We start from the raw sequence: 14,023 nt of genomic DNA on the forward strand, positions 1-14,023 counted from the left end.
CCTAAGTCTACTGGAGCGACAGAGGCTGATTACTCAGCTTCGACTGCCTGGGCAGCTTCGCCACCGGCAGGCGCGAAGCCTGCGGCTGCAGCGGATTCGGCGGAGTCGAACCAAACTTCAGCGGTGGTGGAGTCGTACCAGCGTGAGCCGGGAACGTGGTACTTCATGGAGTCCTCGTTGCCCTTGACGGCGAAGCCCTCGGGGGCTTCCTTGTCAGCGGTGGCCGGCTTGGAGCCGGCGTACTTGGCTTCAGCTTCAGGAGCAGCAGCAGCTTCGGTCTCAACAACCTCGGCCTCGGCTTCGGCGGGAGCTTCCTCGGCGGCCGGAGCAGCCTTCTCAGCGTCGCGCTTGGCAGCGGAAGTAGCCTCAGCTACAACAGCCTGCTTGGCGGAAACCGGCTCGAGAACGAGCTCGATGACAGCCATGGGAGCGTTGTCGCCCTTGCGGTTGCCGATCTTGGTGATGCGGGTGTAGCCGCCGTCGCGGTTCTCCACTGCCGTGGCAATGTCGGTGAACAGCTCGTGGACGACGCCCTTGTTGCTGATCAGGCCGAGGACACGGCGGCGGGAAGCCAGGTCGCCGCGCTTGGCGAAAGTCACCAGACGCTCTGCGTACGGCTTCAGGCGCTTGGCCTTGGTCACCGTGGTGGTGATCCGCTTGTGCTCGAACAGTGCTGCTGCCAGGTTCGCGAGCATGAGACGCTCGTGAGCCGGGCCGCCTCCGAGGCGCGGACCCTTAGTGGGGGTAGGCATAATTGTTTCTCCTCATATGGAAGCCGGCGGTGGGCACACCATGGTGCCCGCCGGCCAAGATCTGTTTTAGAGTTCGTCGTCGCCGAAGGCGGCGTCGTCCTCTTCAATTGCTGCTGCGCGTGCTGCGAGGTCAAAACCGGGAGGCGAGTCCTTGAGGGACAGGCCCAGTTCAACCAGCTTTGCCTTGACCTCGTCAATGGACTTCGCACCGAAGTTACGGATGTCCATCAGGTCAGCCTCGGAGCGGGCAACGAGTTCACCCACGGTGTGGATGCCCTCACGCTTGAGGCAGTTGTAGGACCGGACGGTGAGGTCCAGGTCCTCGATCGGCAGTGCCATGTCCGCTGCCAGGGCAGCGTCCGTCGGCGAAGGGCCAATCTCGATACCTTCAGCTGCGGTGTTCAGCTCGCGTGCCAGACCGAAGAGTTCCACCAGGGTGGTACCAGCGGAAGCAACAGCATCGCGCGGGGCGATGGCCTGCTTGGTCTCGACGTCGACAATGAGCTTGTCGAAGTCGGTGCGCTGCTCAACACGGGTTGCTTCCACGCGGAAAGTAACCTTCAGCACCGGCGAGTAGATCGAGTCGACCGGGATACGGCCGATCTCGGCGTCGCCGGACTTGTTCTGAGCTGCCGACACGTAGCCGCGGCCGCGCTCGATGGTCAGTTCGAGTTCGAACTTGCCCTTCGAGTTCAGCGTGGCAATGTGCAGATCCGGGTTGTGGAATTCGACGCCGGCCGGCGGAGCGATGTCCGCGGCGGTGACGACTCCGGGGCCCTGCTTGCGCAGGTAGGCAACAACCGGCTCGTCGTGCTCGGAGGAGACCGACAGGCTCTTGATGTTCAGGATGATCTCAGTGACATCTTCCTTGACACCCGGAACCGTGGTGAACTCGTGCAGCACGCCATCGATCCGGATGCTGGTTACAGCGGCACCGGGGATGGAGGAGAGCAGGGTACGGCGGAGGGAGTTTCCGAGGGTGTAGCCAAAGCCCGGTTCCAGCGGTTCAATGATGAAACGCGAGCGGTTTTCGGAGACTACCTCTTCGGAGAGGGTGGGGCGCTGTGCAATGAGCACTTAGGTTTCCTTTCGGCGAGCATCCGCTATATGACGCAACACAGGTGGTGGAAATTCGGTCTGAAGACTTAACGCGGCTGGGCTTGCCCGGACCAGAACGGTCCGGGCAAGCTCAAACTACGCGAAAGGCTTAGACGCGGCGGCGCTTCGGCGGACGGCAGCCGTTGTGCGCTGCGGGGGTGACGTCCTGGATGGAGCCAACCTCGAGGCCTGCGGCCTGCAGCGAGCGGATTGCAGTCTCGCGTCCTGAACCCGGTCCCTTGACGAAAACGTCAACCTTGCGCATGCCGTGCTCCTGCGCACGCTTGGCAGCAGCTTCGGCAGCCATCTGGGCTGCGAACGGGGTGGACTTACGTGAGCCCTTGAAGCCAACCTCACCTGAGGAAGCCCAAGAGATAACAGCGCCGTTCGGGTCCGTGATGGACACGATGGTGTTGTTAAAAGTGCTCTTGATGTGCGCCTGGCCCAGCGCGATATTCTTTTTGTCCTTCTTACGCGGCTTGCGAACCGCGCCACGAGTCTTTGGGGGCATTTTTTTCTCCTACAGAAAGTTATCGGGGAAAGCCGTGTAAATCCGGGAGGATTTAACGGGCCTTCTTCTTGCCTGCGACGGTGCGCTTCGGACCCTTGCGGGTACGGGCGTTGGTCTTGGTACGCTGCCCATGGACCGGCAGGCCCTTACGGTGGCGAATACCTTCGTAGCTGCCGATTTCAACCTTGCGGCGGATATCAGCTGCTACTTCGCGGCGAAGGTCACCCTCAACCTTGTAGTTGCCTTCGATGTAATCACGCAGCTCAACCAGCTGGGTATCGGTGAGGTCCTTAACGCGGACGTCAGCACTGATGCCAGTGGCAGCCAGGGTTTCGTGTGCACGGGTCTTGCCCACGCCGTAGATGTAAGTAAGCGCAATTTCCAACCGCTTTTCGCGGGGAATGTCTACGCCAGCGAGACGAGCCATAGAGGCAGTGCTCCTTGAATAAACCGGAGGTCCTAGGCAGTACACCCGCACGTTCCGTGCGGCCCCAGCCTCCGACCGGGGGTTAGCTGTCCGGGCTCATGCGTCCCAATTCAGCTTGTGCTGCCTTATTATTTACTTGCGTGGGTTAGCAACCCAGGATTTCCTTCAGGAGAAGGAAATTAGCCCTGGCGCTGCTTGTGGCGCGGGTTCTCGCAGATCACCATGACCCGGCCATTACGGCGGATCACTTTGCACTTTTCGCAGATCTGCTTGACGCTCGGCTTGACCTTCATGGCATTCCTTTGCGTGTGGCAGTTGGTCAACTGGAGCAGCCGTCAGCTCATGCCGCGGCCGCCCAGAATTTACTTGTAGCGGTAGACGATACGACCCCGAGTGAGGTCATAAGGGCTCAGTTCCACCACTACCCGGTCCTCAGGGAGAATCCTGATGTAGTGCTGGCGCATCTTGCCTGAGATGTGCGCGAGTACGATGTGCTTGTTGGTCAGCTCAACGCGAAACATCGCGTTAGGCAGCGCCTCAGTCACAACGCCTTCGATCTCAATGACCCCGTCCTTCTTGGCCATACCCTCCGCTAACTGTTGTTGCCGCGGCCCTGCCGGATTGCACCGGACATGACCACGAACGTTTTTGTTGGATCGGTTATCACCTCAGGCCCCAAACAGGGCACAGCAGGGCAGACAACCAACAAGCAACACTACCCTGTATCTTGGTAAAAGTTAAATCGGGCATACTAACCTACACACTCCCATAGGCACCAAATTCACCGGCAGGTGTGCTCACCGCCTCGGCGCTCTGCACGCCATCCAGGATGGCCAAACGTACGACGTCGGCTGCCGCACTCTGCAGCGTGATGAGACTGAACTGCCGCGGGGCTTCGGTGCTGTCCAGTTCGACGGCGCCGGTGGCGAGCGCGAAAATCGTGTCCCCGTCAGCCAGCGTGTGGCTCGGGTTCAGCGCCCTGGCCAGTCCCGCGTGGGCAGCAGAAGCGGTCCTCTTGCAGTCGGCCTTGCTCAGGATGGCATTGGTAGCAACGACGACGAGTGTTGTGTTGAGCGGAGGAAGCCCGGCTTCCGCCGACGGGGAATCGGGAACCCGGAAGCGCGCGTCTAAGGGAGGAACGACCGAGCGCGCGGAGGGTTCGGGATTTTCCGGAGGCATCACCGGCAAACCAACTGCGTTGACCACGGCGATCGCTCCGATCACAACCCCGTTGTCTAAGGTGATGGAGGCAGTCCCCACTCCTCCTTTGTATCTCCCCCGGCCGAGGACGGCTCCGGTGCCGGCGCCCACGTTGCCGCGTTCGACGGCGTGGAGTTCCGGCTGGGCGGCAGCGGCGGCAGTTGCCGCGTAGCCCATCTCCTCATCGGGCCGGGCCGAAAAGTCGCCGCCGCGGCCCAGATCGAAGATAGCGGCGGCCGGCACGATCGGGACCAGCCCGCCGGGCACCGCGAAGCCCCGGCCGGCTTCCTCGCACCAGCGCTGGGCGCCGCGTGCGGTGACCAGGCCGTAGGCGCTTCCGCCGGTGAGCACCACCGCATCCACCTGCTGGGACATGGTGGTGGGGTCCAGGGAATCCGTCTCCGACGTCGCGGGGCCGCCGCCGCGGACGTCCACGGACCCCACCGTTCCCGGCGGCGGCAGGACCACAGTCACCCCCGTCAGCCAGCCGTCGTCGTTCCTCTGCACGTGCCCCACCCGGATTCCGGGTACATCGGTAATGGCTCCCATACGCCCCATTCTGCCCGCTTCATGACGCACGAAACTGTCGGCGACGCGCATGCGCCTCGGAGAGCGCTCAAGCCGAACTGTTCGTGAACGGTTTTCGAAGCCTCGGCTAACAATCAGCGCGGGGACCGAATCTGGCCCTGACCGGAGCCGGCGATGTGATGGAGTGATCTCAAATCCTCCCAAGCCCTGCCCCCGCAGGCCTCCCGATTGAGATCCATGACTCCACAGCTCACGGCCAAGCCCGGCAGTTCCGCGGCGGCCACAGGCAGAGCCAGGCACGGCATCCCCGGCACAAAAAACCGGCAGCGCTGGTCAAACCGGTCCCGCCGCGACTTCTTCGTTTTCCTCGCGCTTGCCCTGCCCAACCTGCTGCTCATCGCCGTCTTCACGTACCTCCCGCTGATCAACAACATCTATTACTCCACGCTGAACTGGACGCTCGGATCAGCCTCAGCTGCCGTCGTCGGGCTCGAAAACTACGTCACGTTCTTCACCGGCGCGGATGCCGCCCGGGTGCTGGGCACCACCGCCATCTTCACTGCCGCAACCGTGGGCGGCTCCATGGTGCTGGGCCTGCTCATTGCCCTGGCGCTGAACTCGAAGGTCCGCGGCACCACGTTCGCCCGCTCGGCAGTATTCGCGCCCTACGTGCTGTCCGGCGTGGGTGTCGGCCTGGTGTGGCTGTTCATCTTCGATCCCGGCTACGGCGTGCTGGCCTGGCTTCTCCGGGGCCTAGGGCAGCAGAGCCCGCAGTGGATCAACGATCCGCAGCTCTCCCTGGTCATGGTCATCATCGTGTACGTCTGGAAGAACCTTGGCTACTGCGCCGTGGTGTTCCTCGCCGGCCTGCAGTCGCTGCCGCAGGACGTGATGGAGGCGGCCTCGCTGGACGGGGCCGGCAGTTTCCGCCGCTTTGTCAGCATGTCCCTGCCGCTGCTCTCCCCCACCACCTTCTTCCTGCTGATCACCACCATGCTCAGCTCGCTGCAGGCGTTCGACCTCATCCGGATCATGACGCCCCTCGGCGCCGGCACCAGCACCCTCATCTACGAGGCGTACCTGCAGGCCTTCGGCGCGTACAACCGCGCAGGCTACTCGGCCGCGATCTCCGTGATCCTGTTTGTCATCCTGCTGGTCATCACGGTGCTGCAGCTGCGGTTCGTCGAAAAGAAGGTGCACTACTCGTGAAGGCTCCCGCCCCCGCCGTCGTCCGCGATTCCTCCTCCGCGTCTTCAACGCCCGGTTCAACGCCCGACGCCGTTCCCCGCCGTGAGCGGCCGTTCTCCCGTGCCAATCTGCTGCAGACAGTGGTTGGCGGCTATGTGCCGTTGGTCATCGCCGTCCTGGTGGTCTTCCTGCCGTTGCTCTGGATGGTGCTGAGCTCGTTCAAACAGCCGGGCGAAATCGTCACCATGAACCTGCAGGTGCTCCCGGCAGCCCTGGACCCGGGGAACTACCGGGTGGCCATGACCACGGTGCCGTTCGGGCAGTTCTTCCTCAACAGCACCATCGTCACCGTGGTGGGGTCCGGCATCAAGGTGATCCTTGCCCTGCTGACCGCCTACGCGCTGGTGTTCGTGCGCTTCCCGTTCAAGAACCTGATCTTCATCCTGATCCTGGTGGCCCTGATGGTCCCGCCGCAGGTGTCCATCCTGCCCAATTACATCCTGATCGCCGGGATGGGCGGGAAGAACACGCTCTGGGGGATCATCCTGCCCGGCCTGGGCACAGCCTTCGGCACGTTCCTGCTGCGCCAGCACTTCCTTACCCTGCCCGGTTCCATCCTCGAATCGGCCGAGATCGACGGCGCCGGCCACTGGCGGCGGCTGTGGCAGATCGTGGTGCCGGTGTCGGTCCCCTCGATCGCCACGGTTGCCCTGGTCACCGTGGTCAGCGAATGGAACGAATACATCTGGCCGCTGATCGTCACGGACAAACCCGAAAGCATGACGCTCCCTGTCGGCCTGACACTGCTGCAGAACTCCGAGGGAAACGGAGCCGGCTGGGGCATCATGATGGCCGGCGCCGTCCTGGTGATCATCCCCATCCTCATCATCTTCGCCATGCTCCAGCGCTACATCGTCGCCGGCCTCACCCAGGGCAGCGTCACCGGCTAGCGGCCACGCGAGTACCGCCGTCGGCCCCTCCCACCAATCCATCCATCGCATCCGCATCACCAAGGCACCCACCGAAAGGCAGCACCATGACGTTCACCCTTGATCGACGGTTTTTCCTCACCCTTGCCGGGGCCGGAACAGGAGCCGCAGCGCTGGCAGCCTGCGGCGGCCCGTCCACCACGCCCGGCGCGGCCACCACCACCGCTGCCGACATCGACTTCAGCGGCGTCAAGCCGGCCGCGTCCATCGACTTCTGGTCCAACCACCCCGGCAAGTCGCAGGACGTGGAGAAGAGCATCATCGAGAAGTTCCACGCCAAGTACCCGGACATCAAGGTGAACCTGGTGACCGCGGGCGCGAACTACGAGGAAATCGCGCAGAAGTTCCAGACCGCCCAGGCTGCCAAGTCCGGCCTGCCCTCCCTGGTGGTCCTCTCCGACGTCTGGTGGTTCCGCTACTACCTGAACGAGAGCATCATTCCCATCGACTCCCTGGTCAAGCAGCTGGACATCAACCTGGCCGATTTCCGAACGTCCCTGGTGGACGACTACAAGTACGCCGGCAAGCAGTGGGCACTCCCCTACGGCCGGTCCACCCCGCTGTTCTACTACAACAAGGACCACTTCGCCGCGGCCGGCCTGCCGGACCGCGCCCCCGCCACCTGGCAGGAGTTCGCCGGCTGGGCACCCAAGCTCAAGGCGGCCTCAGGCGCCCAGTACGCGTTTATGCACCCCGCCCTGGCCGGCTACGCGGGCTGGACCCTTCAGAACAACCTGTGGGGCGAGGGCGGCAGCTGGTCCAAGGGCTGGGACATCACCTGCGACTCCGTCGAGTCCGTGGCCGCCCTGCAGGCGGCCCAGGATTCCGTGTACAAGGACGCCTGGGCCGGCGTCTCCTCCAAGGAATCGGCCGACGACTTCGCCGCAGGGCTGGCTTCGGCCACCCTGTCCTCTACCGGCGCCCTGATCGGCATCCTGAAGTCCGCCAAGTTCAATGTGGGTGTCGGCTTCCTGCCGGGCGGCTCCAAGGAGAAGACCGGCGTCTGCCCCACCGGCGGCGCCGGCCTGGGCATCCCCAGCGGTGTCACCAAGGAGGAGCAGCTCGCCGCGACGATGTTCCTGCAGTTCATGACCGAGCCGGAAAACACCGCCGCGTTCTCGGCCGCCACCGGCTACATGCCCACCCGGACCTCGGCGGACATGACCTCGGTGCTGGCGCAGACCCCGCAGATCAAGATCGCCATGGACCAGCTGGCCGTCACCAGGGTCCAGGACAATGCCCGCGCGTTCCTGCCCGGGGCCGATCAGGAGATGGCCAAGGCCGCCGCCAAGATCCTCACCCAGCAGGGCGACGTGAAGGCCACCATGACCGAGCTGAAGGCCACGCTCGAGGGAATCTACACGAAGGACGTCAAGCCCAAGCTCAAGGCCTGACCCGCTATTGCCGGCCGTGCCGGTCGGCAATAGCGGGTACGTCACTTTCGTGGCTTTAAACCCAACTAGGTAGCGCCAACTGTCGTTTTGACCCCTCATAACGACAGTTAGCGCTACCTACTTTGAGCTAATCGGCTTGGCTTACGGGATCGGCACCGGGGTGACGCCGAGCGGCACCAGGTGCTCCGCGCCGCCGTCGGGCGCTGACAGGACCCAGATGCCCCGGTCATGCACAGCCACGGAGTGCTCCCACTGGCACGAGCGCTGGCCGTCGGTGGTGACCACGGTCCAGTCATCGTCCAGAACTGCGGTGTCGATGCTGCCGCGGACCAGCATGGGCTCAATGGCCAGGCACAGGCCGGCCTTGACCTTGGGGCCGCGGTGGCTGGTCCGGTAGTTCAGGACGTCCGGGGCCATGTGCATCTCGGAGCCGATGCCGTGGCCCACATAGTCCTCCAGGATGCCCAGCGGCTTGCCGGGGACCGAGGACACGTAGTCGTCGATGGCCGCGCCGACGTCGCCCACATGGCCCCGCTTGGCCAGCGCCGCGATGCCGTGCCACATGGCCGCCTGCGTGACGTCGGACAGGCGCTGGTCTTCGGGATCAGCGGTGCCCACGATCACGGTCCGGGCCGAGTCCGAATGCCAGCCGTCAACAATCGCGCCTCCGTCGATCGAGATGATGTCGCCGTCCTTGAGGACCTTGCTGCCGGGGATGCCGTGGACAACTTCCTCGTTCACGGAGGTGCAGACGGTTGCCGGGAAGCCGTGGTAGCCCAGGAAGTTGGACTTGGCACCGGCCTGGTTCAGCACCGCGGCGAAGACGTCGTCCAGGTGCTTGGTGGTGACGCCCGGCACGGCGGCGGCCACAGCGGCATCCAGCGCGCGGCTCAGGACCAGGCCTGCCTCGTGCATGGTGCGCATCTGGGCGTTGGTTTTGTATTCGATACGGGGCTGGCCGAAGGCCATGGTGTGTCCTTTCAATGGCTGAGGCTCCTCCCGGAATCCGGGAGGAGCCTCGAATAACTTAGTGGCCTGTTCAGGCGGCCTGAGCCGCCTTGATGGCTTCCATGACGCGGTCGGTGACCTCGTCGATGCCGCCGATGCCGTCAACCCGGGTCAGGATGCCGCGCTCGGCATACTTCGCCACTACCGCTTCGGTCTGCTCGTGGTAGAGGTCCAGGCGGTGGCGGATCACGGCTTCGTTGTCGTCGCTCCGGCCGGTTTCCTTGGCTCGGCCCAGAAGGCGCGCCACGAGTTCTTCATCGTCGGCAGTGAGCTGGAGGACGACGTCGAGCTTGTCCGCGCTGGCGGCCAGGATTTCGTCGAGGTAATCCACCTGCGCGGTGGTGCGCGGGTAGCCGTCCAGGAGGAAGCCGTTTTCGACGTCGGACTCGCTGAGGCGGTCGCGGACCATCTTGTTGGTCACGCTGTCCGGAACAAAGTCGCCGGCATCCATGTACTTCTTGGCTTCAATGCCAAGGGGGGTTTCGCCCTTCACATTGGCGCGGAAGATATCGCCGGTGGAGATCGCCACAACACCGAGGCGCTCGGAGATACGTTCCGCTTGGGTTCCTTTACCAGAGCCGGGCGGCCCAATAATCAACATTTTTGTCATCGCAATAGCCCTTCGTAGTGACGTTGCTGTAGTTGCGCATCTATTTGCTTGACGGTTTCAAGGCCAACGCCCACCATGATCAGGATCGAGGTGCCACCGAACGGGAAGTTCTGGTTCGCGTTGATCAGTACCAGTGCAATCAACGGAATCAGCGCCACGAAGCCCAGGTAGATGGCACCGGGAAGCGTGATTCGTGAGAGTACGTACTGCAGGTAGTCCGCGGTCGGTTTACCGGCACGGATACCCGGAATGAAACCGCCGTACTTTTTCATATTGTCGGAGACCTCTTCAGGGTTGAAGGTGATCGCGACGTAGAAGTAGGTGAAGAACACGATCATGGCGAAGTACAGCGCCATGTAGATCGGGTGGTCTCCTCGGGTCAGGTTGTTGTTGATCCACTCAACCCACGGCTGCATCTGCTCGCCGGCCTTGGGCTGGTTGAACTGTGAAATCAGCCCCGGCAGGTACAGCATGGAGGACGCGAAGATCACGGGGATCACGCCTGCCATGTTCACCTTGATGGGGATGTAGGTGCTGGTTCCGCCCACCGTGCGGCGTCCGATCATGCGCTTGGCATACTGCACCGGGACGCGGCGCTGGGACTGCTCCACGAATACCACCAGGGCCACTGTCACCAGGCCGATGGCCAGAACCAGGAAGAAGGTTCCGGGTCCCTGCGAGGTCCAGATGGCACCGAGCGAGGTGGGGAACTGGGCCGCGATGGACGTGAAGATGAGCAGCGACATACCGTTGCCCACACCCTTTTCCGTGACCAGCTCGCCCATCCACATGATGAGTCCGGTGCCCGCGGTGAGGGTGATGATGATCAGGATCGTGGTGATGATGCTGCTATCAGGAATGATAGGCAGCGCACAGCCCGGCAGCAGCTGGCCTGAACGCGCCAGCGACACCAGCGTCGTTGCGTTCAGCAGGCCGAGGGCAATGGTGAGGTACCGGGTGTACTGGGTGAGTTTGGACTGCCCGGAGGCGCCCTCCTCGTACAGCTGCTGGAAGCGGGGAATAACCACCCGGAGCAGCTGCACAATGATGCTGGCCGTAATGTACGGCATGATGCCCAGGGCGAAGATGGACACCTGAAGCAAGGCACCGCCGCTGAACAGGTTGACGAGCTGGTAGAGCCCGCCTGCCGTCTGACCGTTCTGCAAGCATTGCTGGACATTCTGGTAGTTCACACCAGGCGAGGGAATGAAGGCACCCAAGCGGAAGATTGTGATGATTCCCAGCGTGAACAACAACTTGCGTCGCAGATCAGGCGTGCGAAAGGCCCGGCCAAATGCGCTAAGCAAGCGTCCTCCTGTGTTGTATAGGGGGTGGTGTGATGGGTCTCAATAATCCCAACAACCGAGTCTAACGGGTGGATGGGTCCTGCGAATAATCCTTAGGGGCGCCCGGGCGACGGGCGGCGGGAAATATTCGCCGGGCGGATGTGAAAAAACTCCCGGCGTGCAGGGCCCTGAGGTCCTGCACGCCGGGAGTTCACAACGGGCGTCAGCCCACCGCTCTAGAGAGCGGTGGTGCTTCCGCCTGCGGCAGCAATCTTGTCCGCGGCGCTGGCCGAGAATGCGTGGGCGGTGACGTCAACCTTGACGGTGATGTCGCCGGTGCCCAGCACCTTGACGGGCTGGTTCTTGCGAACGGCACCCTTTTCGACCAGGTTCTCCACGGTGACAGTGCCACCTTCGGGGAACAGCTCGTTGAGCTTGTCCAGGTTTACAACCTGGAACTCAACGCGGAACGGGTTCTTGAAACCGCGCAGCTTCGGCAGGCGCATGTGCAGCGGCAGCTGGCCGCCGGCAAAGCCAGCCTTGATCTGGTAGCGGGCCTTCGTACCCTTGGTACCGCGACCGGCGGTCTTACCCTTGGAACCTTCACCACGACCAACGCGGGTCTTGGCGGTCTTGGCACCCGGAGCGGGACGCAGGTGGTGGACCTTCAGAGCGTTCTGCTTCTCAGCAGCGGCGCCCTGTGCCTTCTCAGCAGTGTTCTTCTCTGCCATTTACTTCGCCTCCTCTACCTTTACCAGGTGCGGAACCGTGTTGAGCATTCCAACGGTCACGGCGTCGGCGGTGCGGACAACAGTGTGTCCGATCCGCTTCAGGCCGAGGGACCGAAGGGTGTCGCGCTGGTTCTGCTTGCCGCCAATGACGGACTTGATCTGAGTGATCTCCAACTGGGAGTCGGAGGGAATCAGGTTCTTAGCCATGACTTAGACACCCGCCTTCTGGTTCAGGATTGCCTTCACCATTGCCGGCGGAGCAACCTCGTCGAGGGGCAGGCCGCGGCGTGCTGCCACTGCTGCCGGCTCTTCGAGGCGCTTCAGGGCATCAACGGTCGCGTGAACGATGTTGATGGCGTTTGCGGAACCGAGCGACTTGGAGAGGATGTCGTGGATGCCCACGCACTCCAGTACTGCACGGACCGGGCCGCCGGCGATAACACCGGTACCGGCGGAAGCCGGACGCAGCATTACGACGCCTGCGGCAGCCTCACCCTGAACGCGGTGCGGGATGGTGTTGCCGATGCGGGGAACGCGGAAGAAGGACTTCTTGGCCTCTTCAACGCCCTTCGCGATTGCGGCAGGAACTTCTTTAGCCTTGCCGTAGCCAACGCCGACCATGCCGTTACCGTCACCAACGACGACCAGGGCGGTGAAGCTGAAGCGACGACCACCCTTGACCACCTTGGAAACGCGGTTGATGGTGACAACGCGTTCGATGAACTGGCTCTTCTCAGCTTCACGGCCGCCGTCGCGGCCGCCACGGCCACCACGGTCGCCGCGGCCCTGGCCACGGTCTCCACGCTCGCCACGACGAGCGCCACCACGGCGGTCGTCGGCAGCGGCTGCGGGAGCAGTGGTCTCAGTGGCCGGAGCAGCTACGGCTTCAGTCGCCTTCTGATCTGCAGACACAGTGTCCTTTTCCTTGTTTGCTTCCGTCACAGTGACAGCCCACCTTCACGTGCGCCGTCAGCGACAGCAGCAATCCGGCCGTGGTACTTGTTACCACCGCGGTCGAAGACAACTGCTTCGATACCGGCAGCCTTCGCACGCTCGGCGACGAGCTCGCCAACGCGCTTGGCCTTGGCGGTCTTGTCGCCTTCGAATGCACGAAGGTCGGCTTCCAGAGTGGACGCGCTCGCTACGGTCAGGCCCTTGGTGTCATCGACAACCTGGACGAATACGTGGCGTGCGGAACGGTTGACGACCAGACGAGGACGAACAGCCGTACCGGAGATGCGCTTGCGGATACGAAGCTGGCGGCGGCTGCGCGAAGCAGACTTGCTCTTGTTCGTACGCTTCTTATTAATTGAGATGGCCATGGTTACTTACCAGCCTTTCCGACCTTGCGGCGGATGACTTCGCCTGCGTAGCGAATGCCCTTGCCCTTATAGGGGTCCGGCTTCCGCAGCTTGCGAATGTTGGCAGCAACCTCGCCGACCTGCTGCTTGTTGATACCTGAAACAGAGAGCTTGGTCGGGGTCTCAACTGCAAAGGTGATGCCGTCCGGTGCGATGACATTGACCGGGTGGCTGTAGCCGAGAGCGAACTCAAGGTCAGATCCCTTGGCCTGAACGCGGTAACCAGTACCAACGATTTCAAGCTTCTTCTCGTAGCCCTTGGTTACGCCCTCGATCATGTTCGAGATCAGGGTGCGGGTCAGGCCGTGGAGTGAACGGGAGGCGCGCTCGTCGTTCGGGCGGGCGACGGTCAGGGTCTCTGCTTCCAGGGAAACCTCGATCGGGCTGGCCACAGTGTGGTTCAGCTCGCCTTTGGCACCCTTGACGCTGACGACAGAGCCGTCAACCTTGACCTCAACGCCGGCGGGAACGGTGATGGGGAGACGTCCAATACGTGACATTATTCTCTTCCTTTCCCGTTACCAGACGTAGGCGAGGACTTCGCCGCCCACGCCCTTCTTGCCGGCTTGCTTATCAGTCAAGAGGCCGGAAGAGGTGGACAGGATTGCGACACCCAGGCCACCGAGCACGTGCGGGAGGTTGGTGGACTTTGCGTAAACACGCAGGCCCGGCTTGGAAATACGGCGAACACCAGCGATTGAACGCTCGCGGTTCGGACCGAACTTGAGCTCGAGGGTCAGCTTCTTGCCGACTTCAGCGTCTTCTTCTTTCCAGGAGGCGATGTAACCTTCGGCCTTCAGGATGTCGGCAACGCGTGCCTTGAGCTTGCTGTACGGCATGGTCACGGAATCGTGGTATGCCGAGTTTGCATTGCGCAGACGCGTAAGCATGTCTGCGACAGGATCTGTCATTGTCATGGTGGGCTCGTGCCCTTCCTCAT

At 62.9% G+C, this 14,023-nt stretch carries 19 protein-coding genes; 3 read left to right on the top strand and 16 right to left on the bottom strand.

Annotated elements, in window-relative coordinates:
- Positions 1–29: 29 nt before the first annotated feature.
- The 7 genes from rplQ to SBP01_RS14195 all read right to left on the bottom strand — a co-directional run bounded on the left by rplQ (position 30) and on the right by SBP01_RS14195 (position 4,537).
- A complete protein-coding gene (rplQ, locus tag SBP01_RS14165) occupies positions 30–752 on the bottom strand; it encodes a 50S ribosomal protein L17 (RefSeq protein WP_320536220.1) in 723 nt (240 codons plus the stop codon).
- Positions 753–818: 66 nt separating this feature from the next.
- The gene (locus tag SBP01_RS14170) at positions 819–1,829 is read right to left on the bottom strand and encodes a DNA-directed RNA polymerase subunit alpha (protein ID WP_013601812.1); all 1,011 of its coding nucleotides are present in this window, start codon (positions 1,827–1,829) and stop codon (positions 819–821) included.
- Positions 1,830–1,959: 130 nt separating this feature from the next.
- Entirely contained in the window at positions 1,960–2,361 is a 402-nt protein-coding gene (gene rpsK, locus SBP01_RS14175) for a 30S ribosomal protein S11 (RefSeq protein ID WP_018769149.1), read from the bottom strand.
- A gap of 52 nt (positions 2,362–2,413) precedes the next feature.
- Entirely contained in the window at positions 2,414–2,788 is a 375-nt protein-coding gene (gene rpsM, locus SBP01_RS14180; RefSeq protein ID WP_275212255.1) for a 30S ribosomal protein S13, read from the bottom strand.
- 179 nt (positions 2,789–2,967) lie between these two features.
- Positions 2,968–3,081 carry a 50S ribosomal protein L36 gene (rpmJ, locus tag SBP01_RS14185; RefSeq protein WP_009358722.1) on the bottom strand — a complete coding sequence of 38 codons (114 nt, stop codon included), beginning with the start codon at positions 3,079–3,081 and terminating at the stop codon, positions 2,968–2,970.
- 69 nt (positions 3,082–3,150) lie between these two features.
- A complete protein-coding gene (gene infA / locus SBP01_RS14190) occupies positions 3,151–3,372 on the bottom strand; it encodes a translation initiation factor IF-1 (RefSeq protein WP_009358723.1) in 222 nt (73 codons plus the stop codon).
- 172 nt (positions 3,373–3,544) lie between these two features.
- Complete coding sequence (locus tag SBP01_RS14195) at positions 3,545–4,537, bottom strand: P1 family peptidase (RefSeq protein ID WP_320536221.1); 993 nt, start codon at positions 4,535–4,537, stop codon at positions 3,545–3,547.
- A 216-nt stretch (positions 4,538–4,753) separates the two neighbouring features.
- Between SBP01_RS14195 and SBP01_RS14200 the strand changes: the two genes are divergently transcribed.
- From SBP01_RS14200 to SBP01_RS14210, 3 genes are all read left to right on the top strand, one after another.
- The gene (locus SBP01_RS14200) at positions 4,754–5,725 is read left to right on the top strand and encodes a sugar ABC transporter permease (protein ID WP_320536222.1); all 972 of its coding nucleotides are present in this window, start codon (positions 4,754–4,756) and stop codon (positions 5,723–5,725) included.
- Positions 5,722–6,654, top strand: a complete 933-nt coding sequence (locus SBP01_RS14205; protein WP_320536223.1) for a carbohydrate ABC transporter permease — start codon at positions 5,722–5,724, stop codon at positions 6,652–6,654. The genes SBP01_RS14200 and SBP01_RS14205 overlap by 4 nt, the downstream gene beginning before the upstream one ends.
- 86 nt (positions 6,655–6,740) lie before the next feature.
- On the top strand, positions 6,741–8,087 hold the full coding sequence (locus tag SBP01_RS14210) for an ABC transporter substrate-binding protein (protein WP_320536224.1): 1,347 nt from the start codon (positions 6,741–6,743) through the stop codon (positions 8,085–8,087).
- Positions 8,088–8,228: 141 nt separating this feature from the next.
- On the opposite strand, the gene map is transcribed toward SBP01_RS14210, so the two are convergent.
- From map to rpsH, 9 genes are all read right to left on the bottom strand, one after another.
- Positions 8,229–9,056 (bottom strand): type I methionyl aminopeptidase, encoded by an 828-nt coding sequence (map, locus tag SBP01_RS14215; protein ID WP_320538356.1) that lies wholly within the window; start codon positions 9,054–9,056, stop codon positions 8,229–8,231.
- 70 nt (positions 9,057–9,126) lie between these two features.
- Positions 9,127–9,696 carry an adenylate kinase gene (locus SBP01_RS14220; RefSeq protein WP_320538357.1) on the bottom strand — a complete coding sequence of 190 codons (570 nt, stop codon included), beginning with the start codon at positions 9,694–9,696 and terminating at the stop codon, positions 9,127–9,129.
- Between the two features lie 5 nt (positions 9,697–9,701).
- On the bottom strand, positions 9,702–11,012 hold the full coding sequence (secY, locus tag SBP01_RS14225) for a preprotein translocase subunit SecY (protein ID WP_275212250.1): 1,311 nt from the start codon (positions 11,010–11,012) through the stop codon (positions 9,702–9,704).
- A 215-nt stretch (positions 11,013–11,227) separates the two neighbouring features.
- Positions 11,228–11,722 (bottom strand): 50S ribosomal protein L15, encoded by a 495-nt coding sequence (rplO, locus tag SBP01_RS14230; protein ID WP_275212249.1) that lies wholly within the window; start codon positions 11,720–11,722, stop codon positions 11,228–11,230.
- Positions 11,723–11,929 carry a 50S ribosomal protein L30 gene (gene rpmD, locus SBP01_RS14235; protein ID WP_190987316.1) on the bottom strand — a complete coding sequence of 69 codons (207 nt, stop codon included), beginning with the start codon at positions 11,927–11,929 and terminating at the stop codon, positions 11,723–11,725.
- Between the two features lie 3 nt (positions 11,930–11,932).
- Entirely contained in the window at positions 11,933–12,664 is a 732-nt protein-coding gene (gene rpsE, locus SBP01_RS14240) for a 30S ribosomal protein S5 (RefSeq protein ID WP_275212248.1), read from the bottom strand.
- A complete protein-coding gene (gene rplR, locus SBP01_RS14245; RefSeq protein WP_058931720.1) occupies positions 12,661–13,044 on the bottom strand; it encodes a 50S ribosomal protein L18 in 384 nt (127 codons plus the stop codon). Before rplR ends, rpsE begins: the two co-directional genes overlap by 4 nt.
- 2 nt (positions 13,045–13,046) lie before the next feature.
- Positions 13,047–13,583 (bottom strand): 50S ribosomal protein L6, encoded by a 537-nt coding sequence (rplF, locus tag SBP01_RS14250; RefSeq protein WP_275212247.1) that lies wholly within the window; start codon positions 13,581–13,583, stop codon positions 13,047–13,049.
- Between the two features lie 18 nt (positions 13,584–13,601).
- Positions 13,602–14,000 (bottom strand): 30S ribosomal protein S8, encoded by a 399-nt coding sequence (gene rpsH, locus SBP01_RS14255; protein ID WP_018773673.1) that lies wholly within the window; start codon positions 13,998–14,000, stop codon positions 13,602–13,604.
- Positions 14,001–14,023 lie beyond the last annotated feature (23 nt).

The organism is Pseudarthrobacter sp. IC2-21 (genome assembly GCF_034048115.1).
Classification (GTDB): Bacteria; Actinomycetota; Actinomycetes; order Actinomycetales; family Micrococcaceae; genus Arthrobacter; species Arthrobacter naphthalenicus.

Coding starts and splice junctions, on each gene's coding strand:
- map (WP_320538356.1), bottom strand. CDS start 9,056: ATGGCCTTCGGCCAGCCCCGTATCGAATACAAAACCAACGCCCAGATG.
- rpsM (WP_275212255.1), bottom strand. CDS start 2,788: ATGGCTCGTCTCGCTGGCGTAGACATTCCCCGCGAAAAGCGGTTGGAA.
- rplR (WP_058931720.1), bottom strand. CDS start 13,044: ATGGCCATCTCAATTAATAAGAAGCGTACGAACAAGAGCAAGTCTGCT.
- rplO (WP_275212249.1), bottom strand. CDS start 11,722: ATGGCAGAGAAGAACACTGCTGAGAAGGCACAGGGCGCCGCTGCTGAG.
- SBP01_RS14195 (WP_320536221.1), bottom strand. CDS start 4,537: ATGGGAGCCATTACCGATGTACCCGGAATCCGGGTGGGGCACGTGCAG.
- rplQ (WP_320536220.1), bottom strand. CDS start 752: ATGCCTACCCCCACTAAGGGTCCGCGCCTCGGAGGCGGCCCGGCTCAC.
- rplF (WP_275212247.1), bottom strand. CDS start 13,583: ATGTCACGTATTGGACGTCTCCCCATCACCGTTCCCGCCGGCGTTGAG.
- infA (WP_009358723.1), bottom strand. CDS start 3,372: ATGGCCAAGAAGGACGGGGTCATTGAGATCGAAGGCGTTGTGACTGAG.
- SBP01_RS14200 (WP_320536222.1), top strand. CDS start 4,754: ATGACTCCACAGCTCACGGCCAAGCCCGGCAGTTCCGCGGCGGCCACA.
- rpsK (WP_018769149.1), bottom strand. CDS start 2,361: ATGCCCCCAAAGACTCGTGGCGCGGTTCGCAAGCCGCGTAAGAAGGAC.
- rpmJ (WP_009358722.1), bottom strand. CDS start 3,081: ATGAAGGTCAAGCCGAGCGTCAAGCAGATCTGCGAAAAGTGCAAAGTG.
- rpsH (WP_018773673.1), bottom strand. CDS start 14,000: ATGACAATGACAGATCCTGTCGCAGACATGCTTACGCGTCTGCGCAAT.
- SBP01_RS14220 (WP_320538357.1), bottom strand. CDS start 9,696: ATGTTGATTATTGGGCCGCCCGGCTCTGGTAAAGGAACCCAAGCGGAA.
- rpmD (WP_190987316.1), bottom strand. CDS start 11,929: ATGGCTAAGAACCTGATTCCCTCCGACTCCCAGTTGGAGATCACTCAG.
- SBP01_RS14210 (WP_320536224.1), top strand. CDS start 6,741: ATGACGTTCACCCTTGATCGACGGTTTTTCCTCACCCTTGCCGGGGCC.